At 57.3% G+C, this 23,638-nt stretch carries 17 protein-coding genes; 14 read left to right on the top strand and 3 right to left on the bottom strand.

The annotated features are described in order from the left end of the window. The first annotated feature begins 33 nt into the window (after window positions 1–33). From IWX65_RS13295 to IWX65_RS13280, 4 genes are all read left to right on the top strand, one after another. Window positions 34–840 carry a hypothetical protein gene (locus tag IWX65_RS13295; protein WP_196883544.1) on the top strand — a complete coding sequence of 269 codons (807 nt, stop codon included), beginning with the start codon at window positions 34–36 and terminating at the stop codon, window positions 838–840. Continuing rightward, window positions 821–1,039: a hypothetical protein gene (locus IWX65_RS13290; protein WP_196883542.1), complete on the top strand. Its 219-nt coding sequence runs from the start codon at window positions 821–823 to the stop codon at window positions 1,037–1,039. Before IWX65_RS13295 ends, IWX65_RS13290 begins: the two co-directional genes overlap by 20 nt. A gap of 38 nt (window positions 1,040–1,077) precedes the next feature. Next, the gene (locus IWX65_RS13285) at window positions 1,078–2,667 is read left to right on the top strand and encodes a hypothetical protein (protein WP_196883540.1); all 1,590 of its coding nucleotides are present in this window, start codon (window positions 1,078–1,080) and stop codon (window positions 2,665–2,667) included. Window positions 2,668–2,811: 144 nt separating this feature from the next. After that, window positions 2,812–3,192 (top strand): hypothetical protein, encoded by a 381-nt coding sequence (locus IWX65_RS13280; RefSeq protein ID WP_196883538.1) that lies wholly within the window; start codon window positions 2,812–2,814, stop codon window positions 3,190–3,192. Window positions 3,193–3,255: 63 nt separating this feature from the next. Here IWX65_RS13280 and IWX65_RS13275 read toward each other — a convergent pair whose 3' ends face one another. Together IWX65_RS13275 and IWX65_RS13270 are read right to left on the bottom strand one after the other, a co-directional pair. Continuing rightward, complete coding sequence (locus tag IWX65_RS13275) at window positions 3,256–3,741, bottom strand: Lsr2 family DNA-binding protein (RefSeq protein WP_196883536.1); 486 nt, start codon at window positions 3,739–3,741, stop codon at window positions 3,256–3,258. A 31-nt stretch (window positions 3,742–3,772) separates the two neighbouring features. Further along, window positions 3,773–4,114: a histone-like nucleoid-structuring protein Lsr2 gene (locus IWX65_RS13270; RefSeq protein WP_196883534.1), complete on the bottom strand. Its 342-nt coding sequence runs from the start codon at window positions 4,112–4,114 to the stop codon at window positions 3,773–3,775. 256 nt (window positions 4,115–4,370) lie between these two features. On the opposite strand from IWX65_RS13270, the gene IWX65_RS13265 reads away from it, so the two are divergent. Genes IWX65_RS13265 through IWX65_RS13255 form a run of 3 tightly spaced genes read left to right on the top strand, consistent with a single transcriptional unit; the run spans window position 4,371 to window position 13,982 of the window. Then, window positions 4,371–7,877: a helicase-related protein gene (locus IWX65_RS13265; RefSeq protein ID WP_196883533.1), complete on the top strand. Its 3,507-nt coding sequence runs from the start codon at window positions 4,371–4,373 to the stop codon at window positions 7,875–7,877. Then, the gene (locus IWX65_RS13260) at window positions 7,874–10,588 is read left to right on the top strand and encodes a DUF1156 domain-containing protein (RefSeq protein ID WP_196883532.1); all 2,715 of its coding nucleotides are present in this window, start codon (window positions 7,874–7,876) and stop codon (window positions 10,586–10,588) included. The genes IWX65_RS13265 and IWX65_RS13260 overlap by 4 nt, the downstream gene beginning before the upstream one ends. A gap of 1 nt (window position 10,589) precedes the next feature. After that, window positions 10,590–13,982: a DUF499 domain-containing protein gene (locus IWX65_RS13255; protein ID WP_196883531.1), complete on the top strand. Its 3,393-nt coding sequence runs from the start codon at window positions 10,590–10,592 to the stop codon at window positions 13,980–13,982. A 480-nt stretch (window positions 13,983–14,462) separates the two neighbouring features. Here IWX65_RS13255 and IWX65_RS13250 read toward each other — a convergent pair whose 3' ends face one another. Next, a complete protein-coding gene (locus IWX65_RS13250) occupies window positions 14,463–15,113 on the bottom strand; it encodes a hypothetical protein (protein ID WP_196883530.1) in 651 nt (216 codons plus the stop codon). Window positions 15,114–15,430: 317 nt separating this feature from the next. Between IWX65_RS13250 and IWX65_RS13245 the strand changes: the two genes are divergently transcribed. From IWX65_RS13245 to IWX65_RS13215, 7 genes are all read left to right on the top strand, one after another. Further along, window positions 15,431–16,303, top strand: coding sequence for a hypothetical protein (locus IWX65_RS13245; RefSeq protein WP_196883529.1), 873 nt, complete (start codon window positions 15,431–15,433; stop codon window positions 16,301–16,303). Window positions 16,304–16,857: 554 nt separating this feature from the next. Continuing rightward, a complete protein-coding gene (locus tag IWX65_RS13240) occupies window positions 16,858–18,312 on the top strand; it encodes a hypothetical protein (protein WP_196883528.1) in 1,455 nt (484 codons plus the stop codon). Between the two features lie 603 nt (window positions 18,313–18,915). Beyond that, the gene (locus IWX65_RS13235; RefSeq protein ID WP_196883527.1) at window positions 18,916–19,389 is read left to right on the top strand and encodes a phosphohydrolase; all 474 of its coding nucleotides are present in this window, start codon (window positions 18,916–18,918) and stop codon (window positions 19,387–19,389) included. A 79-nt stretch (window positions 19,390–19,468) separates the two neighbouring features. Continuing rightward, window positions 19,469–20,161, top strand: a complete 693-nt coding sequence (locus IWX65_RS13230; protein ID WP_196883525.1) for a hypothetical protein — start codon at window positions 19,469–19,471, stop codon at window positions 20,159–20,161. A 43-nt stretch (window positions 20,162–20,204) separates the two neighbouring features. Beyond that, on the top strand, window positions 20,205–21,071 hold the full coding sequence (locus IWX65_RS13225; RefSeq protein ID WP_196883523.1) for a hypothetical protein: 867 nt from the start codon (window positions 20,205–20,207) through the stop codon (window positions 21,069–21,071). Between the two features lie 7 nt (window positions 21,072–21,078). Continuing rightward, window positions 21,079–22,278: a TIGR02391 family protein gene (locus IWX65_RS13220; RefSeq protein ID WP_196883521.1), complete on the top strand. Its 1,200-nt coding sequence runs from the start codon at window positions 21,079–21,081 to the stop codon at window positions 22,276–22,278. Window positions 22,279–22,485: 207 nt separating this feature from the next. Next, the gene (locus IWX65_RS13215; protein ID WP_196883519.1) at window positions 22,486–23,259 is read left to right on the top strand and encodes a hypothetical protein; all 774 of its coding nucleotides are present in this window, start codon (window positions 22,486–22,488) and stop codon (window positions 23,257–23,259) included. Window positions 23,260–23,638 lie beyond the last annotated feature (379 nt).

Below are 23,638 nucleotides of genomic sequence, written 5' to 3'. Positions count from 1 at the left end.
TGTCCGTACCACCGGAACCCGCACGTTGCGGCCGTGGCTGTAGCAAAGACTTCCGTGCGCCGGTTCGAGCAGAGGCTAGACAGGCTCGAACACGAGGGCGCATCGGACGCGAAAATGGCCCGGACGATGGGCAACTACTTCCAAGCGTGCGAGCGACTGGGAGAGCGCGAGCAGCACGCTATCCCGGACATCGGACGGGCCGGGGCCAAGCTGCCGGATAGCGCCGCTCAGAGTGCCGGCGGGCAAGAGCCGGCCGAGCACCAAGCCCTGCCAGCACCGCGCCCGAGCGCAGCGGACAGCCTCACCGCCGTGTCCATCCGGGAGCTGTCCTGGAACGAGGTTTCCGCGCTGTACGAACGTCATGCGGACGACCCCGAGGCGATGGAAAAACTCGAGGAGCTCGTGGACGAGCGCGAGGCCGAGGAGGGCGGGGAGGAAAATGACTCCTCCGTGTGGCAGGAGTCGGAACCGCCCTACGGGGAAGGCGATTACGTCAGTAATCCCACGCTGCGACTTACCCGGAAACTGACCCCGCACGAGGTGGCCCGCGAGGAGTACGACAGCTACGTCTACAGCCAGTACGCCAAGTGCGAATCAGAGCTGTCCTTCCACCTCAATGAAAAGGGGCGCGCCGCCGGGATTGACGTGATGAGCCTGTTTTCTGGCCCGGCATCGCGGGTGAAGAAGTACGGATCCGAGGAGCTAAACGCATGGTTCGCCGTCAATGGGCGGCACACCTTGGCATCCTTCCGATACGGGATGTTCGGCTGGTCCTCCGACTACAAGGCGTCACACCGCAACCGCACGCAAGGATGGGAACATGCCAACCGAACCTACTGAGAGCCTAATCGGCCGTAACGAGACGATGGAGATCCAGCGCACCGGATACCGCGCCTACCTCGCCGGGCTGTCCCCTACACAAAACCCCTACAAGCGCGAGAGCGCCGAGAGCATCGAACGGCAGATCGCATGGTTCCGAGGCTACGCAGCCTCCAGGACGGACCGGGCACGCGCCAACCGTCAAGCCGCTGAGAAGTAAACACCTAGGACTACCGGCAATAATTTTAAGGGAGAAAAATGCAGGTTCTGTATGTCGCAAACTTCGATATTGAACTTAAGGAAAAAGAGAGGGATTCCCGCGAAGCCGCTCTTATTGTTCTAGAAGCTGTCTCTAGCTGGATCCTTAGAACGTGTAAGACTCAAATCGGCCGCGATGAATTCCTCGTAACTGGATCCCGTGACCTACCGGATGCGCCAGGAGGTAACAAGCGATCTGTTGAGTGGGAGCACGTTGCTGCTGGGGAAACGTGGGCAACCCGCGTAGAGCGACGAGATGTTTCAGCGGACGATTCGGTCTTTGTTTCCCGCGTGACGGTAGGTGTGCAGGACGAGAGATGTACCGTCCGCGTTTCAATGGCTAGAGAAGTCCAGACTTCCGGGCTAACCCCTGCCTCCAGCGTTGATTTGCACCAACCTTCCCTCATTCCGATGCTGGTCGAAAATGATCGTCTATCTGTGAGAGTAGATGGTCAAATTCAAGATGGTAAATACTTGCAAGTGCGTAGTAGCGGCGATGTAGAAGAATTGAGCCGTGCCCTTACCTCCGATACTCGTCTTCCAATTCTGTTGCTTCATACCCGTACCCTCGAAGCCCAAGCGGTTGCGCAGAGAGCGTCGAGTCGCCTAATCGGTTTAGTTCGTGTCGTAACTCTCGACTACAAAGCAACTCGATTGCTGCACGAATTGAATAATGCCATTCTAGTTCCATACTCAGGCGGTGTCCTTGTTTGGGCAGACTCGACGGCCGCTGCGTTGGAAATTTCTCCCTCTGCGGTGAATAGTGTCGATAGGGATTCTTTGCGATCCAAGCTGGTTGCACTGGTGGCACCTCTATCTGTTCTCACTAGAGGTAAGGATGAGGTCTTCAGGAAAGCAAGACTAGGATCTCAGTTTCTAAGAATGAAGGACCTGGCAAATTCTTCCGCTGAGGCAGCCGCTTCTGGATCTCTTCAACAGCAACTAGAAGCAGTGATTGCTGAACGAGATCTGGCTGTTTCTGAACTCAAAACGGTCACTGAGGAGTGGTTTACCGCAGATCAAGCGGCTGAGGATAGCCAGCGTGAAGTATCCTTCCTCAAAGCTCAGCTCGAACAGCTAAATATTGTTGCCGAGTACACAAAATCATCAGAGGACACAGAAAGCGTTATCGAACTCAGTGATGCCCCAAAGGAACTTCTTGTTGGGGATGAACAATCGATGGACGCTTTATGTCAGCACCTTGAGCGCAGCACTAAGGGTCGAATAACTTTCACACCGAACGCTCCAAAAGCCTGGAAAAAGGCGGCGTTTTATCCAACACTAGATTTGATGAGAGATAGTTTGATTAAGCTGGCGGAGGTCGCGCGGGATCTTTACGATGGGCAGGAAAGAAAGATGGGGCATCTTGACACTTGGATCCATGAAAATTATCAAATAAAAGTCTCCCTGCAAGACGACAATATTCCCAAGAAGGCTAGAGATTTTGATTGGGATGGCGTCACTCGCTCTCGCATTCCACACGTCAAGGTTAATGATCACGTTCCTCCGTCGGAGTGCGGCAGAATCTATTTTGCCCTGGATAATGAAAATAGCCGGATAATCGTAGATCACATCGGCCTTCACCTATAAAGGTAGCGGGGCGTTATGTGTTGATTGTAAAAATTGCTTTCAGATCCGTCGGCAAGCATGAACGCTAGTCCTCCCGCGCACGTCCCACCGGCCACCGCGAGTAGGTATGCGAGTAGAGATTCGGTTAGACCTAAGGACGTTCTCGTGACCAAGTTTCACGCTGAACCGTCAAGAACACCGCAACCCGGAACATACGCCGTAGCAACCGAGCAAGCCTTCGGAGGGTGCCCGAACGTTAGCGGCCTGCAGTTGCTGTCCGTCGAGAGCCGGCATGGGTTTGTCGCGGCACGCTTCGAAGGTCCGATCGATGATTTTCGCGGGCCCTACGGCGTCGTCATTCGGCTGCCCAGAGATCAGTTGGACGAGCAATGGACGAGTTATGCGGGGTCCGGAACTGTGTACGAGTGGGCTCACGCGGCGGTAGCGATGCGCGCCGTCAACGCACACGCAGCCAGCGCCGACCAGGACCGCGAATACAGTCCTGACGGCACCTGGTGGCTCGTCCGTGACACCCACGCTGAGTAAGCGTGACCGGTCCTCGTTCTGTACTAGCTGAGACCAGAACAGAGATCGGAACCTCGTCTGGCTCTACTGCTGTGCCTCTTTGTAGGCGTTGACGATCGAGTGCGAGATCCGACCGCGGAAACTGACCTCATAGCCATTGTCCTTCGCCCATCCGCGGATGCGTTGGAGTTCCTCACGTCTACTATCAGTACTTCCCGCCGGCTGCCGGTCGCCCTCACCCACAGGCTCAAATGCAGCTCCCTGGTCCTCGTCAGCAACTTCGTCAGAACCTTCGTCCTCGGGCTCCGTCGGGGAGTTTTGTTCCTCCTCCGTGAGTGGGGGAGGGGTGCTGACAAACCCGGGCTTGGTGTTGTAGCTCTTCTCGAGGTGCTCTTTGATGTCATCGCGGAAGATTATCCACGTGCCGCCGAGACGGATGGCCGGCACTCTTCCATCGCGTAGCCACCGGTACGTCACCGTCTTATCGGACAGCCCAAGAACCTCAGTGAGTTGCTCAACACTGAGCCGTGATGGCAGATCGGCGAAAAGGATGTCGAGTGCTTGACTCATAACCGACTACATTCGTCCTGACAGGGGAGAGCTACTTGTTGGCCTCGTTGTAAGCGTCCACAATCGTCTGCGAGACTCGCCCCCGGGAGCTTGGGTTATGCCCGTTGTCCTGCGCCCACTGACGAATCTTTTGTACCTCGTCGCGCTTTGTGCGGCTTGTAGAGGTCCCACGCTGCCCACCCTGACCCTTGCGACCAGTAGACGCCTTACGGGCCACATCAACGTACTGCGACAGCACAGACCGCAGCTTTTCAGCGTTCTCCTTCGTCAGATCAATTTCGTACTCCGTGCCGTCAACGCCGAAGCGCACCGTCTCTTGCGCAACTTCGCCGTTGAGGTCATCAATCAGGTCAATTTGTACGCGCTGCGCCATGTTCTACTCCAGAGATGTTCGGTTTGAATCAATAAGCCCCAGCCCTCGACTCTATCGCGCACCACGTAGCTGCTGTGCTGTTTAGAGGAGTTGGTCGAGTTTTTCCTGGGAAGCTCCCCTAAGTACGCGGCGTACACCTTAGAGGTCGGTCCTGTACTCACCGATGTCTTGTGCACAGCTGGTGAGAAGCAGCCTGTCGGCTCAGACGGTTACGGTAAACAGAGGAATTGCTACGTTCAGGCGACAGGAGAAACGTTTGAGTGACTCAGTAGAGAGTGGGCTCTTCGCTGTGCTTAAGGTTGGCGCAACGATCAGTGGGTTGGCGGGCGCCAGTTCAGTAAGGATTATCTCGGTCGACCGTCTCACGGATGACTCCGCTTCGGTTGCTTACCGCACCGAAGCGGGTGCACTTGCCGAGAAGATTGTTTTCGCGGACATGTTGGTTCACCTCAAAGCCGTCGAGCCTGGCAGCGCGTTCGCCTTCGACGCATCTCCGGAGGCATTTCTCCTTGCGGCGGAGGCCCGTCGGATGAGACTCGCTCACCTGTTTGACCCATTAGCTGCACTCGGCACGTCCAACGTCGAACCCTTGCCACACCAGTTGCGTGCTGTATACGGAGAGATGCTTCCTCGCCAACCGCTGCGTTACGTGCTGGCGGATGACCCAGGTGCTGGCAAGACCGTGATGGCTGGGCTTCTCATCAAGGAACTGCTCCTTCGCGGCGACGCAGCCAATGTTTTGGTCGTCTCGCCCGGAGGTCTCGTTGACCAGTGGGATGAGGAACTGCGCGAAAAGTTTGCGATCGAGGTTGAGATGCTTACCCGCGACAAGATTCTCGGCGAAGCAAACCCGTTCAATCGTGGCGGGCTTTGGCTGGCGCGTCTCGACATGCTGGCTCGCGACAGCGAGAGCGTCCTCGATAAAGCGTGCACGGTCGACTGGGATCTCATCATCATCGATGAGGCGCACAAGATGTCCGCTTCCGTGTGGGGTGGGGAAGTGAAAAAAACCAAGAGGTACCAAATGGCCGAGCAACTCGGAAAGCACACTCGCAACTTGCTCCTAATGACTGCAACCCCTCACTCCGGGAAGGAAGAACAGTTCCAGTTGTTCATGGCCCTGCTTGACTCCGACCGCTTCGAGGGGGTCGCCCGCGAAGGAACCCGCAAGGTTGACGTGTCAGACATGATGCGCCGCCTCGTAAAGGAAGAACTCCTCACCTTCGACGGAACCCGGCTGTTTCCCGAACGGTTCGCCTACACCGTTCGGTACGAACTGACTGGCCCCGAGAAGGACCTGTACAGGGCTGTCACCGAGTACGTGCGGGAAGAGATGAACCGTAACGATGCCTCCGACGGCGACAAGAGTAGGAAGGTCGCGGTCGGGTTCGCTCTAACCACGCTTCAACGGCGGCTGGCCTCCTCACCTGCGGCTATCCACCGCTCACTAGAACGACGCAAAAAGCGCCTAGAGACCGAACTAGCAGAATCCAGGTTGGTGGCCCTCGCGTCGAAAAAGGACACTGACCTCTACGTTCCAGAGGACGAAGAAGACCTCGAAGAACTCACGGACGCCGAACGTGAAGCATTTGAAGACAAGGCGATTGCCGCTGCAACCGCATCACGCACCCCTGAGGAACTGATCATCGAGATTGAGGTCCTCGAGCAGCTCCTAGACAGGTCCCTTGCAGTTAAGACCAGCCCTACATACGCCAAGTGGAACTCACTACGCGACACTCTCGATGACAATCTCGAAATGCGTGATTCCACAGGAGCGCGTCGAAAGGTCATTATCTTCACCGAACACAAGGACACCCTCGACGACCTGGTCATCCGCCTTACTGAAAAGACAGGCGATCCAAACTCTGTCATCACCATTCATGGCGGCACTAAGCGAGAGGACCGCAAAAAGGCCAAGGAGACGTTCGAGCAGGACGCGAAGTGTGTTTTCTTGGTCGCTACCGATGCAGCCGGCGAAGGCATTAACTTGCACAAGAATGCGCACCTACTTATCAATTACGATCTGCCCTGGAACCCCAACCGCATCGAGCAACGGTTCGGACGCGTTCACCGCATCGGCCAGCCAAACGTCTGCCACATGTGGTCACTTGTCGCCAAAGAGACCCGCGAAGGCGACGTCTATACACGATTGCTGGAGAAGTTGGACGAACAGCGCGCAGCTCTCGGCGGGCGCGTGTACGACGTGCTTGGCAAAATGTTTGAGGGTAACAGCCTCCGAGACCTCATGATCGAGGCCATTCGAGAAGGCGACAAGCCTGAGCGCCAGCGGTATCTTACTGAAGTCGTTGACGCCAAAATCGGCGAAGGTATCGCCGAGATCCTCGAGGAAAACCAGTTGGTGCCCTCACACCTCGACGAATCCGAAGTCAATGAGGTCCGCAAGCAGATGGAACGCGCCGAGGCAGCGCGGCTCCAACCGCATCACGTTGAAGCGTTCTTCCACAAGGCATTCAAAGATCTCGGCGGGAACCTTCGAATGCGCGAGAGCCATCGCTACGAAATCCGGTCAGTTCCGAGCGAAGTGAAGGAACACGACCGCATCACCGGTTATGGTGCACCCATAGTAAACGCCTACCACCGCGTCACCTTCGATCCAAAGTATGTGCGTGCGCCCGGCAATAACCACCTCGCCACCTTGGTCCACCCCGGACACCCGCTCATGTCCGCCACCATGGGCGTCGTCACTGACCGCCACCACGACGCACTCCGCCGCGGAACCATCCTCATCGACCGCGCCGATTTCGCCATTGACCCCTACGTCGTTAGTCTCCTCGAACATGACGTCACCGACGAACGCACAGGCCGAGATGGCCAGCCCTTCGTCGTCTCCAGACGAGCCCAGTATGTGCGGGTCAACACTGACGGGACCATCACCGCACTTACCCAGAGCCCCATCCCCAACCTCGACGCCGCCACAGATGACGAAAAGCAAGCCGCACAGAAAGTCCTCCAAGCACCGTGGTGCCAAGCCGCAGACCTCGACGCGCGCGTGATCAAGCATGCCTCAGCAACCGTTGCCCGAAATCACGCCACAGCCGTCACCGCAAGCACACAAGAGCGCGTCGCCAAGACCGAACGACTCGTCCGTGACAGGCTCACCAAAGAAATCAACTACTGGGACCAGCGTGCTTTCGAACTTCGTGAACAAGAACGTGCCGGAAAGAAAACTCGTCTCCCTGCAGCACAAATCGAACAACGCACCGAAGCCCTTGCGCGCCGCCTTGAACGACGCCTCAAGGAACTGGAAAAAGAACGCGACATTTCAGCTCGCCCTCCACGCATGACCGGTGCATGCCTCGTCATCACCCAGGGTTGGCTCGACGCCCAGGTGAACCCCGAGGCCGCAGTCCACCGCGCCAAAGAGACAACGCGCATTGAACGACTCGCAGTTGACGCCGTACTGCGAGTTGAGAGAGCCCACAAGCACAACACAACTGAAATGCCGCACAACAACCCCGGCTACGACATTGAATCTGAGACCCCAGCCGGACTCGATTTCATCGAAGTCAAGGGCCGCTTTGAGGGCGGTGAGACCTTCGTCCTCACCCGCCAAGAAGCAGTAACTGCGCTCAACAAAGGGCAACGCAGCGTCCTCGCGCTCGTCCGAGTCCTGTCGGACGACAGCACCACCGTTCGCTACCTGCGCCAGCCGATAAACCAACCCATTGACCCCCGAGCTGCCCGAGTTGAGTTTGACTGGGACCCGTTTTGGAATGAAGCCAAGGAGATGGATCAGAAGTGACTGAGGCTAGCCGCAAGCGGAAGTTGATTGAAGTTGCGCTACCGCTGGAAGAAATTAGCAAAGCAGCAAAGGCGGATAAGGCCGTCAAGACTGGAACTATTCGTAACCTGCACAAGTGGTTTGCGCCGATGCCCCTCCCGGCATGGCGAGCATTGCTCTTCTCGGCATTGATAGACGACCCTGAGGATGATAATCAGCGCGTTTATCTGCTCGACGTAATCAAGAGACTGGTTGCAAATGGGGCTAGTTTGCCGGACCCTGACACGCTGGTTGAAGCGAAGGCACTACTCAAGCATCAGTTTCCTACTGGTGTCCCAATTGTGTTCGACCCATTCTGCGGGGGAGGGTCGACACTTGTCGAGGGCCAACGACTGGGGCTCCCCACTCACGGATCCGACCTAAACCCCATACCGCTCCTGATCACTCGCACTATTACGGAGACCCTCCCTAAGGTTTACGGACATCGGCCCATTAGGCCACGAGTCGACCCAGCAATCGATACCCAGGATATGCGTGTCCGTGCACTTTTTGATGTTTTGCCAGAGGACTCACTCGGTTATCAAGGGTTGATCACTGACACCCTGCACTATGCCGCAATAGTTAAGGAATTAGCCGCCGAAAAGTTGGCAGATGCCTTTCCCCTGGCGCCTGGTGAGACACCAGTAGCGTGGATATGGGGGCGGACTGCGACGTGTTCGAACCCCGTGTGCGGCATCGAAACAGTACTTACGACGTCTTGGTGGTTGTCCAAGAAACAGGGAGATTTGGCTTGGGTAGAGCCGCGTGTCCAAGACGGACGAGTTTATCTTGACGTTGTAACAGGGCAGCGTTCTGGGTCTGCGCCTGAACCTCCAAAGGTCGGCAGGGGTGCGTCGTTTGCGTGTCTTGGATGCGGGGCAGTGATCGATGAACGACAAGTGATCGATCAGGGAATCGCGGGGGCGTTGGGATTGCGATTGATCGCCGTCATCGCTGCCCACAACGGTCTTAGAGTTACACGCGCACCATCACAGGTGGAGATTGAATCAGCACTGTCGGTGGAACGTGTCGACGACTTCCCTGAAATCATGCTGCCGGACATTCCGCGATGGTTTTCTGGGCCACGATTCGGCTTTGCAACGCAGGAGTCCCAGTACACAGACCGGCAACGTCTGGTGCTTTGTACCTTCGCCGACCTCGTCTCGGAGATACATTCTCGAATCCTTGAGGATGGAGGATCAAACGATTGGGCTGACGCTGTTACGACACTTCTGGGTCTAGCAGTCGGAAAACTCGCACAATACGGTTCGACGCAAACCTTTCTTTTCACTCGCAACGGACCGAGCGCGGCGAAGGCAGCGTTCGGTCGCGCTGATATGCCCATGATGTGGGACTTCGTTGAAACATATGCGCTCGGCACCTCGATCGGCTCATGGGAAGCGATTGTCGCCAACTTGGTGAGATCGATTCCGTTTATTTCAAGTGGGGAGGGCACTACGGTCCGGTCGGATGCGCGTACCGCATCTCTTCCGAATAAAGGTGGCCTTGTAGCAACGGATCCTCCCTACTTCGATGCAATTGGATACGCGGATCTTTCGGATTTCTTTTATGTTTGGCACCGTCGAGCGCTTAGGAAGGTTCATCCTGACCTTTACAGCACTCTGGCAACCCCAAAGGCGGGGGAGCTCACTGCTATACCAACGCACCACGGAAACGATAAGGCCGCGGCACGTAATTACTTCATCGAGGGGTTCACGGAGACGTTCCGAAACCTTAAAAAGTCGATGGCGGACGACTTGCCCATGCTCGTCGTCTACGCGTCAAAGGAGCAGAAGGCTGGGGGAGAGGAAGAAGCGCGCTGGTCTTCAATTCTGACAGCTATGATCGACGCCGATCTCGAAATTACGGGTACGTGGCCTGTTCACGGCACCACGGTTAACCGCATGATCTCCGCCGGGACTAACGCAGTCGCGTCCTACATCGTGATGGTCTGTCGTTCTCGATCTCTCACCGCGACGTCTACGTCGTTGTCAGAGTTCAATCGTGCTCTCCGTCGTGAGTTGGGTCCGGCAGTGCGGGATCTGCAGGCGTCTTCTATCCTTCCTGTCGATCTATATCAGGCTGCGCTAGGGCCCGGTATGAAAATCTATTCACGATACCGAGCGGTGCTTGACCAGTCTGGACAACGTGTGCAGGTTAGGCAGGCTCTCGGACTTATCAATGCTGCACTGGCGGAAATTTTGGATGAGCAGGAAGGGGATCTCGACCCAGCGTCGCGTTTCGCGGTTCGATGGTGGGAAACGAACGGTTGGCAGGCTGCTTCCTTCGACGACGCAAATAAGTCGGCGCGGACGCTCGGAATTAGCGTCGATGATGTTGCTCGCGCTCAAGTTGTAACCAGTCGGGGAAACAAGGTGCAACTCGTTGGCGAAGGAGATCTGGACCACACTTGGATTCCTTCTGCCGATATACGTCCTACTGCATGGGAGGCTGTGCATCATCTCGCTCACCGGTTAATCGACCGTGGCGGCGAGTTGGAGGCGGCGCGATTGATGGCCGTCCTCGGGAATCTGCGTGATTCTGCGATGGCGTTGGTCTATCGTTTGCACGATATCGCGGCAAAGAAGGGTCGAACGGGTGATCAGGAGCGGTATAACGCGCTCATCAACTCGTGGGCCGAACTGATCAAGTTGAGTACTGACGGCGCGACAATGACTGAGGGGCTTTTCTGATATGGCGTTGACGAATAAGGAACGTGTCGGACGCGTCCTTGATTTGGTAGCAGAAGGCCTCGGCCCATGGATGATTGGGCTGCTAGAAGCAAAGTACGGCGACGCCTGGGCAGTTGAAGTGGTGCGTACTGCCGGTCAGACTACACGTGATACCACGCCAAATGCGACCGACCCTGCGTACTTGTTTTGGGTCTTCGACAAGCAGTGGCACGCAGTCTTCAAGGAACACGGGCTCGTGTTCGAGGATAAGCGTGCGGTGTCGGCTCTATGGGATGCCCGCAAAGAATGGGCGCACGGCAAGCCAATCTCATCTGAACGTGCCGAACGCGTTCTCATGGACGGGGAACACCTTCTCCGATCCATCGGTGCTGTAGAGCAAGCTGACACAACCGATGAGATGCGTCGTGACTTCCGTCGCATGATGTTCGAGGAGGACCAGAAGCGTCTCCAGCGCGCTAAGGAGAAGTCGCTATCAGTACAGGTCGACTCGACCGGACTGCCCTCATGGCGTGATGTAGTCGAACCACACGATGATGTTGCTCGCGGATCTTTTCAGTTGGCTCAGTTTGCAGCGGACTTGCGTCAAGTTCACCAAGGTGTCGCCGGACCCGAGTACGGCGACCCGTCAGAGTTCTTCGGTAGGACCTATCTGACCCGTGGCTTGCGCTACCTGCTCGAACAGGCCATGCAGCGTCTCAGTGGTGTTGGTGGTGAGCCAGTCATCGACCTAATGACCACCTTCGGTGGAGGTAAGACTCACTCACTTCTGGCTGTTTATCACTCCGCGTCGGGTGTCCCGGCCGATAAGTTGCCGGGTATGCGGGAGGTTCTCGACAACCTCGGTATCAAAAATCTGCCTACTGAAGTCAACCGGGCGGTCCTGGTAGGCAACGACCTGTCAGTACTCGGTTCCACCAAACCAGACGGCACAGTCGTAAACACAATGTGGGGTGAACTTGCTTGGCAGTTGGGCGGACCCGAAGGTTTCGCTATGGTCTCCCGCTACGACGCCAGGTCCGCGCCACCACCTACCACCGACCTAGTGGCCCTGTTCGAGAAGTTTGGTCCCTGCATAATCCTCATTGATGAGTGGGTCGCTTACTTGCGTCAACTTTGGTCTCGTAGCGATTCTGTTCCGGCAGGCACCTTTGACGCCCACATGACGTTCGTGCAGTCACTGACCGAAGCAACCAAGGCAGTGCCCACCGCGCTTTTGGTCGTATCACTGCCTGCCTCTGACGTAGTCCGCGACATGCATGCTTCCGATGCGTCGGTCGAGAACGAGCACGAAATCGGTGGCACCGCTGGACTTGAAGCGCTTCGTCACCTGCGGTCCGTCATCCACCGGCTGGAAACGGCGTGGCAGCCCGCCTCTGTAGAGGAGTCCTTCGAGATTGTTCGGCGACGCATCTTCAAACCGTTTAGCAGTACCGAAACAGCCTCACGTGACCTCGTTGTCGGCAAGTTCCTAGAGCACTACCAGAAGTATTCCATGGATCTTCCCAACGAAGTTATGCGGCCTGGCTACCGGTCCACTATGAAAGCCGCGTATCCAATTCATCCGGAGTTGTTTGACCGGCTCTACCAGGATTGGTCCACTCTTGAACGGTTCCAGCGCACACGCGGCGTCCTGCGGCTCATGGCAACTGTTGTACACGCGTTGTGGACCAGTGGTGACCAGTCACCAATGATTCTTCCCGCATCCATTCCTATGGACAACCAAAAGGTCTTTGAAGAGATCACCAACCACCTTGACGACACATGGAAACCGATCGTGGATGCCGACATCGCAGGAGATTTTTCGGCCGCCTCGACCATCGACAACGAGATTAAGATTCTCGGTCGATCGATGGCAGCCAAGCGGGCAGCGAGGGTGGTGTTCCTTGGCACCGCCCCCATGGCAAACCGACGCGAACGCGACGGGTCGGCTTCAACGATCCGCGGTATCGAACAGAAGCGCGTTGTCCTTGGGGCCACCTACCCGGGAGACAACCCTTCGTACGTGGCTGACGCTGTCCGGCGACTGGGAGATCTTGGCAAGTACATGAACCGAGACCAGGACCGGTACTGGCTCAGCCTGCAGCAGACCGTCTCCCAAATCGTTCAGGAACGAGCTGACAGCTACCACGACGATCAAGTTTTTGACGAACTCACCACCGTCGTCCGACAGGAGACCGACAAAGGCCTTTTTCGCCGCGTCCACCGTTTCCCCGCCGGGTCCATAGATGTGGAGGATGATTCCAGTATCGGCCTTGTTATCTTTGGCCCCGACCGGGCCTTTTCTAAGAAGGCCAATTCGAACGCAGAAACCGACGCACGCGAGTTCCTGAATAAGCGCGGCACTAACGCCCGCATTCATAAAAACAGCCTAGTCTTCCTCGCCCCAGAGTTAGACCGTGTTGATGTGATGCTGAATGCAGTGCGCAATCGAATGGCGTGGGAAAATATCCTCGATACTAAGGACGCCCTAAATCTCGATCAGCACAACATCAAACTCGCCACGAGCCGCGTTGAGCAAGCCAAACAAACCGTTAAAGACTCAATTAAGGAGGCGTACCGCTGGATTCTCGTTCCACACCAGGAAGCCGGGCAGAGTGACATTGAGCTCGAAGCGATCCTCATGAACGGCGACGGGACTCTCGCTGAGCGCGTCACTAAGAAGGCGCGGGCCGGAGAATTTATTGTGGAGCGTTTTGCGCCGCATCTTCTTCGAATGCAGATCAATAACCTCCGTCTTTGGCAGGATAAACACCACGTGCCCGTTGACACTATGGCGGGCTTCTTCAGCCAGTACGTCTATATGCCTAAGGTGGTTGATCCGAAGGTTGTCATGGACTGCGTGTGGCAACTCGGTGAGGTCCTCCATATCGAACTTGATGGCTTTGCCTATGCCGATGCCTACGAGGATGACCGCTACGTCGGCCTGACGATGAAGCGCCCCGCCGACGTGCGACCGAGCGGTCTGATAGTTGACCCGCGCATATCCCGAGCCCAGATCGATGCCGACACTGCCGCTGCCGAAGCTGCTGCTGCGGCAGCGGCTTCGTCTGGTGGAGGGACGGCAACAAGTACGGGAACCAACGCGGGGGCAACCACTGGCACTGGGACAGGTTCGTCAACATTCCCCGGTGGCGATGGTACAACGGGACCGACCATCAAGCCGGTTACCCGCTTCCACGCCACGAAGGAACTCACCTCAGCCCGAGTGGTCCGCGATGTGTCCCAAATATATGAGGAAATCATCGCCCACTTCGTCAGCTCCGGAGTCAACGTCAAGGTCACCATCGATGTCGAGTCAAGCCAAATGGATAAACTCACTGCAGACGAACGCACCGCAATCCGGGAAAACCTCAGGACACTTGGGTTCGGTGACGATGACTGGTCAATGGACTGACATGGCGGTGAAAGGTCCCAGACCCATTGGGCACCAGGCGGGAACAGGAACATTCATACCGGAGGAGCGTTCACAGCTTGGTGTGCGGATGGCAGGCAGCCGCTGAGGGACCATTCTTCGGCTCCGTGCGCATCCTGTCGCTCCACGACGGCAGCGATGCAGTCGCCGTCGCCGCGGTATGGTCCGCTGGCACTAGGCGCCCCGGTCTCATCGAGCCAATGGATATGCATCAGGACCACCGCGGTCGCGGGTACGGCACAATGATGACGCGTACAGCCGCGGCAGCGCTTCACGAGATGGGCTCATCAAGCGCCGCAGTCTGCAGAGCTCCAACGTCGGCGCGGTGTCCACCTACGTGGCGGCCGGATGCACTGCGCATTTCGAAGTCACCGACTGACGTCGAGCCGAACGGCGGCGTTAGCCCGCTGGAGGGCCTGGGGGGTCCCAGGCAAGGTGCCCGTCCAGGGAGCTGAGAGGCGCTTAGAGGTTCTCCTGGGAGAGCTGCTGTGCCCGCTGCGGGCTCATACTGAGCATTTCCCCGATGTCTTGGAACGTGTAGCCCTGATCTCTGAGGTCGTGAACCGTTTCGGCTTTGAGGCGTGCGGCTTGGGCAGCGATGTCTTTGGCTTCGCGCTCGCGGTCCTTAGACTGCTGCCACTTGGTACTTGCTGTCTCGGGGAGCGTGTAGGTGAGGTTGATTGCAACCTCATCAAGTGCGACTCCGAGCTTGGTTACGGCGAGTGTGTGGGCCATGCGTTCGGCGTTGCGTAGGTTCTCGGTCTGGGTGCCTTGGCCAATCTCGGGTAAGTCTACGATCCAGCGGGTGCCCTGGCGTGTGGCGGTCGCTTCGATCTGGCGGGCTCCTGGCTTGGCCTGAGGGACGCGGATCGCTTCCTTGCGGATTGGTGTTCCGGCGGCTTTCCAGGCATCCACTTTGTTGATGTCGTACTTCCTGGCGCGGACTCCGGGCTGGACGGGAGTGCGTAGATCGTCCTCGGTTCCGTTGAGCTTGCCCATGAGGGTGCGGAAGTAGGGCACGGTCATCCCTGCACGTTGGGCGGCTTCCTCGATCGTGAGGGCGATGTCGATCTCGACCGGGACGTTTTCGTAGGCGGGGGCGGTGTTCGTCATGGGGTGTCCTTCGTCGGCGGTGAAGTCGGGGCTCGGTGCCCGCTGCTGGGCCCGTAGTCAGGTTATCGGCGGTAGCGATGAGCTAACCAACGTCCGTGAACGTCAGTAGGAGCCGCGGCGATCGTGGTCGCCTGGCTTGCGAGTGTGATGGGCGCCGGGGGCGGAGAGTGTCGGAAGGGAGGCCCGCCCGGGCGGGGGAAACGCGGGCGGGCCTCGGCGTGAACTTTAGTGGCGATATGACTTCAATTAGGGCAGGAGTGTCTTGTAGGTCTGCTCGCTCACGATGTGTGTCGCCATGCGCTGCCACACTGGAACCTATGACTTTTGAAGGATGGCTACCACTCGGTTTCGAAGGTGCCAGCTCCACCACTTATAACGCACTGCACGATGGTGTACCGGACTGGATGTCCGAGTCGTTTTGGGGTTGGATGTGGGATCGGTTCACTCATGCGCAACGCGCTGAGTACTCGATGGAATATGACTACTTCCTGAAGGCTGAGCTCGTTAGACAAGTCGAACGGCGATGTCGCATCGCAATCCCATACCGAGGCGCAGACCCCTCCACTGGTATGGCTTTGATCCGCAAGGCAGCTGAAGCTGCCGGGGCAGAACTTCGGCTCGCTGACTACCTACTATCGCTACAGAAAGGCAGCTACATTGGCGATGCGCTGGAGATAATCCTGGAAGAGTCGGGGTCCGCGTGGAAAGTCGGAAAGCGAGCCGGCTCCACTGGACTGGTCCGACGGGTACCCGAAGCAGTGCAGTCAGTGGTTGATCACACCATTGCATCTGGTGGACGCGCCGGACAGCGACTGGCCGAAGCTTGGGAAGCCGCATTCGGTATCGATCCTGACCCATCGCGAGCCTACGCACTCGCCGTTAAATCCGTTGAGGACGCTGCAGTCCCAGTGGTTAGTCCAAATGACACCGCCGCCACACTCGGCAAGATCAACTCACAGATCAGGAACACAGGAGGATGGTCGCTGCCGCTGCAACGAGAAGATGAGCACGCGACAACCGCCTCCACTGTTCTGTCCATGATGAAGATGCTTTGGGCTGGGCAAGCGGACCGCCATGGCGGAAGTCCCACGCCGGAGGTGGCTATCACCAAGGAAGCGGCGGAAGTAGCAGTCATGACTGCTGCAACACTCGTTCAATGGTTCACGTCCGGCGCCATGGCACGGCGATAGCACAACCTGGTTCAGCCCCCTGTCCCCGATGAGCCCGCTAGCGGGAACGGCTATGAGGGCACTAGAAAGGCTCTTGCCGAGCGAGTGCCGGAGAGGGTTCGGCGCTGATCGTCATACGCGCCGACCGAAACGACTAGGCCGCCCCTCACCCGACACAGTGTTCTGACGTCATCGAGCGTTTTCCTGAACGAGTCGCGGACATCCTGCTGTACCTGAAGATCCTGAGACCTAATTGCACGGAAGGTCTCAACGCTGCGTTAACGACCAAGGAGGATTCTAGAACTCCGTTGCCTGCGTCGGGCTGAGGACCCTTGGTGCAAAATCGTCACGAGCGAATGATGCAGACAAAAGACTGGAAAGCGATGATGAACGCCGCATACCCATTACCAACACCCTCTACGGTCCGTCAGTTGTACGGGTCTGCGTTTCGCTGCGCTCACCCAGAGTGCAGTCGCCCGCTATACAAGCTTTCGGACGAGACGGGCGACCGAGTGTTGAACAGCCGAGTGGCCCACATCCACGCACGACGGAGCGGCGGACCACGGTGGCTTCAGATGCCCGCACAGGAGAACCGGGCACTCAGCAATCTCATCCTGCTGTGCATCGAGCACTCCTACGAAATCGACGAGACCCCCGACTTGTTCCCGGCCGAGCTGCTTCGGGAGTGGAAAGCAGCGCAGATGGCAGAGTACGACCGGATCCAACGCAACTGGCCGATCAACGACGATGAGGCGACCGAAGCGCTCGTGGCGTCCGAGTCGTTTAATGCCCTCCACGCACCGTCCACGATTGAATTAGTTCGACGCGTCGAGGCTCTTCGTCTCACCGCAGAGCGCACTCGCGGTGCCACTCGGGCCTGGGCCCAACATTGGCAACAGCTAAGAGAACAGACGCGGCGATCCTTCAACATGTGGGATGACAACGGCGACCCCGTGTACGTGGAGCCCTCGGAGATGGAAGTCCAGCCAGTTCGAGAAGGCATTCGATCCACCCTGATGGCAGCACGCAATGAAATTGAACCGGCGGCGGAAGCAGCTCGAATTGAACTTGCAGCGGTACGCGTGACACGGACTCCAGTGGGACCTTGGTGTGATGCTCTGGATCGAGCGATTATCGGGGTAGTTGACGCGGCTTCGTCCTGGACTGGAGGCTTCAACCCGGACCAGGACGTTGAATTTAACACGGCACTGGCGGACATGGAGCGGTCAGTTGGCGATTTAGTTCGTGCTTCACGAGGCGAACAGGTAGAAGTACCGAAGTCTCCCCAGATCATGAGCGAGCCCGAGGATGTGGACCCCCTCGCGGTTCACCGCGAACTTCTCAACCAAGCGCGACCGTTTCATCGAGTCAATCATCGTCCGTATGACCCCGAACTCCGCGAACGCGTCGCTGAGGCGACCCGTGAAGCGGCAGCGATCCCACCGACCGCGCACTTCCTTGCGATCGGACTGGATACTACCGCTGCTCTCGCTGTTGCGGTGGCGGGTAACGCCACCGAAGATGAGCAACTGGAACTTGTGGAACAGGATCGACAGCGGCTTCCGATCTGCGCCGCGGTCGCGCTACTACAGGAGAATATTCGTCGTAGTGATGGGCAAAACGCTCCTGCCATTGCAGCCCGTGAAGGCCTGCGTCGCTTGTGGTCGGACACAGACTGGTCAAGCACGGCCTCTTGGGTAGGCAACGATGTCAACGGCCAGTCAATGATGTGGACTTTCACCCGCCTGACCTCAGTTATGGAAGTGCATGACCGTTTGGCCGACGTAGTAAAGACTGCTCCTGAATTGCTGAAGACCCTTGTCGTCTTCTGCGCAGGTTGGGCAGAACGCCTTGACTCCCGGACATGGAGCCTGACCGGATTAAACCGTACCTACCGCGAGATTCCTCCCTGGTTCCCGATCGAGCCCATCAAGGCGATAGCAGAGGACATACTCCCCGGCGAACATCCCCTTAACGACATCGAGATCCTTGAGATGCTTTTGCGGCACGCTCTCGGCAATCCGGACTAACACCTTCTGAGTATCTCTGCCGATTTGATAACGCTTGGCCGACTCGCGGATCAATGCACCCTCAACCCGGCATCTCTTTGAATGCTGGCGAACAATTCCGTACGCAATCTCATCCGAACCTCCACGAGCTCGTCCCATCAGATGGAACAAGACTGGCGGTGGTCCTCAATCAAACCGTCACAACGATCCGGCTAGTCGCAGGTGGTCCTAAATCAAGCCGGGTGGTCTATAACGCGCTAGAGCAGCCCTTACCGTGCGCGTGCCGGAAGGCTCGGCGCTGATCGTCATATACCAGCCGAGACGACTAGGCCGACGCTCACACAGCACTATGCCCGGCCGAGCAGTCTGTCTTGTCCCCAACCAAGGGCCAACCTGCCCGGCCTACCTGGGCCTTGTACGGGTGAATTGTTTTGGTTGGTATTCCTGTATACCTGTAGTGTCATATTTACAGCTATACAGCTATACAGGTATACAGATATACCGCTTAAGCCGGCTCGCTCGACTACAGCTAGTTGCGTCAGGAAAGCGTATGAGGGGACGTAGCCCGCGCCAGGGCAGCACAATGGAAGGTAACGGGCCACAACGGGCCCAGGGGAGGACACGATGAGCAAGCTCATTGCACAGGCCGAGCAGGTAGCCAGGGCCGCACACGAGGGCCAGACCGATAAGGCGGGCGTGCCCTACATCGGGCACCCCGAGCGGGTAGCCAGAACAGCAAGCCAGACCGCACCGGCACACCTAGCCGAGCAAGCAACGGCGGTCGGATGGCTGCATGACGCAGTAGAAGACACCGGCGTCACGATTGACCAGCTCCGCACCCAGGGATTCCCCGAGGCAGTAATCGCCGGCGTCGAGGCCATGACCAAACGCAAGGGTGAGAGCATCGATGACTACTTCGCGCGGGTGCGCTCCGACGAGCTGGCCCGGATCGTGAAGGCCGCTGACATCGATGACAACACAAACCCCGAGCGCGTCAGGAAACTAGACGCACGGACGCAAGCCAGACTGGCGGCGAAGTATGAGCAGTCCCGCGCCTTGCTTGCGCTAGATTTGCAAGGTGTGCCGGTCACAGGATGAAGGTGGAAGACGTTGCCCCGATAGCCGGGCGCTGAGAGCCCTCACCGCTGCCGAGTTGGCACCACCGGCCCCCGAGGGTGTGCCGCCGATTGAATGGGCGGCCACAACCGACGTAGCCGCCCTATGGGACGACAGCGGCCCCGAGGTGGCCTGCGCGACCGTCAAAGCCATCACCACCGTGCGCGACATCGAGCCGAAAGCCACCAGCGACATTCGAGCGCTCGCCGCCGATGTGGGAGGCCGAGCGGCGGACCTGGAATTTCGCATGAAGTCGCCGGCCTCATTGGCGCGCAAGATCACCACGAAGCAAGCGACCGCCTTTGGCCAGGGCAGGGAGGTCTCAGCCGAAAGCGTGGTAGCCGGACTGGGGGACACGCTGCGCTACACGGTCGCGGTGACCGACCATGACACCATCCCCGATGCGGCCCGCATGACGGTCCGCCAGCTCAGGGGGCACGGATGGGAAATCTCCGAGATTGAAAGCACCTACGTGTCAGGAAATCCGTACAAAGGTATTCACATCATCGGTAAGCCGCCGGGCGGGCCACAGACAGAGGTGCAGGTGCACTCCGAGCTGTCATTGGCTGCGAAAACAGATACCCACCTGGACTACGAGATCTCCCGTGATCTCAATGCTCCAGGGTCGGAAAGGCTTGCCGCTGACGCCAGGATGAGGGCGCGGCAGGCCCAAGTTCCCATGCCCGAGGGGATCGACACGTTAGACGAAATTGACGGCCTGCCCGTCAGGAAAAAGCCATATCCCCGCCGATAGCTTTACTGCGGCCAGCAACACATACTGAGAACAGGAGGACGCCATGAAGTTCTACAAGACGCAGGCCGAAGGGTCGAGCGCGTACGGCGTCATGGCTAGGGACGGGGATGAGCTGTATTCCTACCTGCCCAATACGGAGCTTTGGCATCGGTCCCCTGAACTGGAGACGGATTTCTACTTTGAGCAAGAAGGCGTATACACCGAAGTAGCGCCCGATGAGGTCCCTGACCTAATTGCCGGTGTGCAACGGATCGATGAGCGCGGCGCGGGCGGTTTGTACGTGCAGCGGCGGCGGAGCCAGCCACGCGAGGACTTACGCACTTCCGCCGCGCTGGGAATCATCGTCGGCAAGCGCCAGGCCACGGGGAAAGGGGTATTGGAATACCTCAGGAAATCCCCTATGGGCCGGTGGGTGGTTGTCGCCCTCTACGGCATCGAAGATGCCGGAGCCGCGCGCCAGCTCAAACACGAAATAACTCAGAACAAGAAGAAGTCATACGGGCAATTCGGTCCCCTGGAGGTGCGCGTAATCCCTAACGCTGGTAAGCAAATCGCCGAAGTGCAGGTAAGGAAGTCGACTCCGAAAGCAACGCCTCACTATCGGCCGGCAGTAGCGGCACATCGGAAAGTCAGCGCAACGGGCAGATCGCCTAAGCCCGCCCTAGCGCGGGCAAAGTCAGCCAGGACAACGAAGCTAGAGGCTGCCGCTACCGCTCTGGGCCAGCCACGCAGCGCGAAGGCTAAGAGTGCAGCATCAAGTTCGCTCAGCCAAAGAATCCAGAAGGATGAAGCTAAAAGAGCGCTGATGAAGCGAAGGCGAGCTAGAGCTGTCACAAGCAAGATAGTGAGCAAGGCTGCAAAGGGAAAAAACCCTAGCAAGTCAGGCATTCGCACCATCAAGGGGAAATAACAAACAAATGAGCGGCCTCAGTATAGCTAATAAGACGTTCCTCGAGTCCGTTCTCAATATGACATCAGGGTATGTTCTTGACTTCTCAAATTCTTCATTCGCAAACTTCTTCCGCGATCTTAACGTAGATATTTATGACGCGGAAAGCTATCCAGGATTTGGCGATTCCAAAGCAAATCGCGTGCGCGCTCTTTGGAGAAGCGGGTCCGACACCGATGTCGCTGGTTCGCTGCATGCACTCGCGGAATACCTGAGTGCGAAGAAAGACGCGGGCGCACTGGAAGGCGAGATTACCGACGAGCAGATTAGACGAATGCACGACATCGCACAAAGCCTGAGCGATCCACGCCCTGAAGATGTGATGACACCGCTAGGGGACAGCGTGAATGCTAGCTTCACTACCGAGGCGACGGTGGCTGCTAATAAAATCAATATTGAGATTCACGAAGATATCTACAACCACATCGATCAGTACCTGATTAACGGAGACTACTTCCACGCGGTAGAGGAGTCGTATAAGCTTGTCCGGGAGCAGCTCCGAGAGAAAACGGGCAGCGAAAGGGCAAGCGACGCGTTCGCACCGTCAAATCAGGAAAAAATATTTGGTCATGCTCCACGGAGCCCCGTAGAAAAAGATTTCTATGAGGGAGTAAAGTTTTTAAATATGGCAATTCAGTTCCTGCGGAACGAAAAAGCGCACGCGCCAGCCTCACCGCTTGAGCCAAATCTCGCGCTACATTACATCTCGCTCGCTAGTCTTGCTTATGATCTAATTACACGCTACGTGAGTGATGAAGTGATCGCCGAGATCGAGGATCTTATCCGCGCTAAGCGACGCAGTCTGTCAGCTACTGCCTTTTATCGAGTATTTGAAAGTGGGCGCTGGCTAGACAGTATTACTCTCCCGGATGATCTTAGATCATCCTCCGTACGCCGGGTATTAAAAGAAAAGTGGCTTGCGGAAGCTGAGTTCACTCACAGTTACGACTACAGCAATATCATGTTGATGAGGTTACAAGTTATCGCTGAAGAACTTTCCAAAGCTGACTTAGAGGATCTTATCGAACGTCCAACGCTGGACTTCCGCGGAAATGATCAGGAAGCAGGCATGTTGGAGTTTATGCAATACATGTATGAAAGGTACCCCGAGGTTCGTTCTTCTAAAGTGGATCAATGGATCGAAAATAAGCTACGCGAATACGCGTAGCCCGTGGTGGTGGGGCTGGTGAATCGATAGAGCTGTATCTACCGAGGTACAGGAATACAGGAATACAGGAATACAGGTTTCCGGGCCGGATCGTCGGTTCGTGCCCCTCGGCCGCGCCCTGTTGCTCGTGCCCTGGTGCCGAGGGTGTCCTGGAGGCGTGCGGGTGATAAACAGGTCAGATGGGGTTAGCTCAGCGGAGGAGTGCTCATGAACGCCGGAGATGGAACCGACGAATCGCACACAGGGGGACCCGAAATTGAGGATCTTCCACCTCAGTACGGGACAGGGGTTGTAGGTAAAGTCGCGATAGCGGGAGCGGCTGCCACCCTCAGCGCCGCAATTCCACCGGCGGCAATAGTAGTTGCGATGGCTGGCGCCGCATTGCAGGAATGGGGCGAAAAGCTAGGCAAATTAGATAAAGAGCGAACGGGTGAGCTGATTGGGCACGCGGCTAATAAATCAAACCTCCCGCCCGCGGAAGTTGTTGAAAGACTACTTAAAGATGACAGCTTTATCCTTCTCGCCACGGAAGCGTTGGAAGCGGCCCGCAGGACCCGCTTGAAAGAGAAATTAAAGTCGCTTGGCGATTCCTTGGGTGCGCTAGTGGCAGATGATGCACTAATCGACTCCGAGAGTATTTGGATAAGAATTCTTGCGTCCATCGAGAGGCCGCATGTGCGTCTGCTTAATCTATTCCTGCATGGATCTACCTTACAAAACGGGATAACCTACTGGAAGCCATTAGGGCCAGTCAATGTTCGGGATGCCGCAAATACTCTCGGGCTGGAAGATGCTGTTTTGCCATTAGTGCAGGACCTCATCCGTAATGGCCTTATTATGAGCCCTGGCATTAACCCTGGCAGTTTAGAATCGGGCCTCATTCCAACGTCAGAGCTTGCGGCTGATGGATTGAACTCAAACTTAGTCGCTACATGGCTAGGTGCGGAACTGTTTACGCGACTAGGCGAGGTGGCGGGGTGAATCGGTACCGGTCTTGGTGGGGCTAGTGAAGCTGTAGAGCTGTATCTACAGCTCTACAGCTCTACCGCTTACAGGAATACAGGTTTACCGGTTGGTTCGTGGTCGCTGCTACACCCCGGTTAACCATGGTCGATCAGCCGGAGCCTTCCCGGGCATTCCCTTGAGCGATAGCTGCGCACATCATGGGGCATGTCGAAGAAGCGGATAATCGTCACCGTGATTCTTAAGGGGTTCATCTGGCTGGGGGAGAAGCTCATAGAAGCTGCAAAGAAGGTGGATAGGAAACCCCCGGGAACAGGTCAAGGGCCACCCACGATTGGCTGAGAACGGCACGGGGTGTGACTCTTCCCGTGCTCGCCCTGGTGCCATGCCCCTCGGC

It is taken from the genome of Arthrobacter sp. CAN_A214, assembly GCF_015751955.1.
Taxonomy (GTDB): Bacteria; Actinomycetota; Actinomycetes; order Actinomycetales; family Micrococcaceae; genus Arthrobacter_D.
Note: the sequence above shows the minus strand (reverse complement) of the source record. Positions and strands in the feature narration are given on the sequence as shown.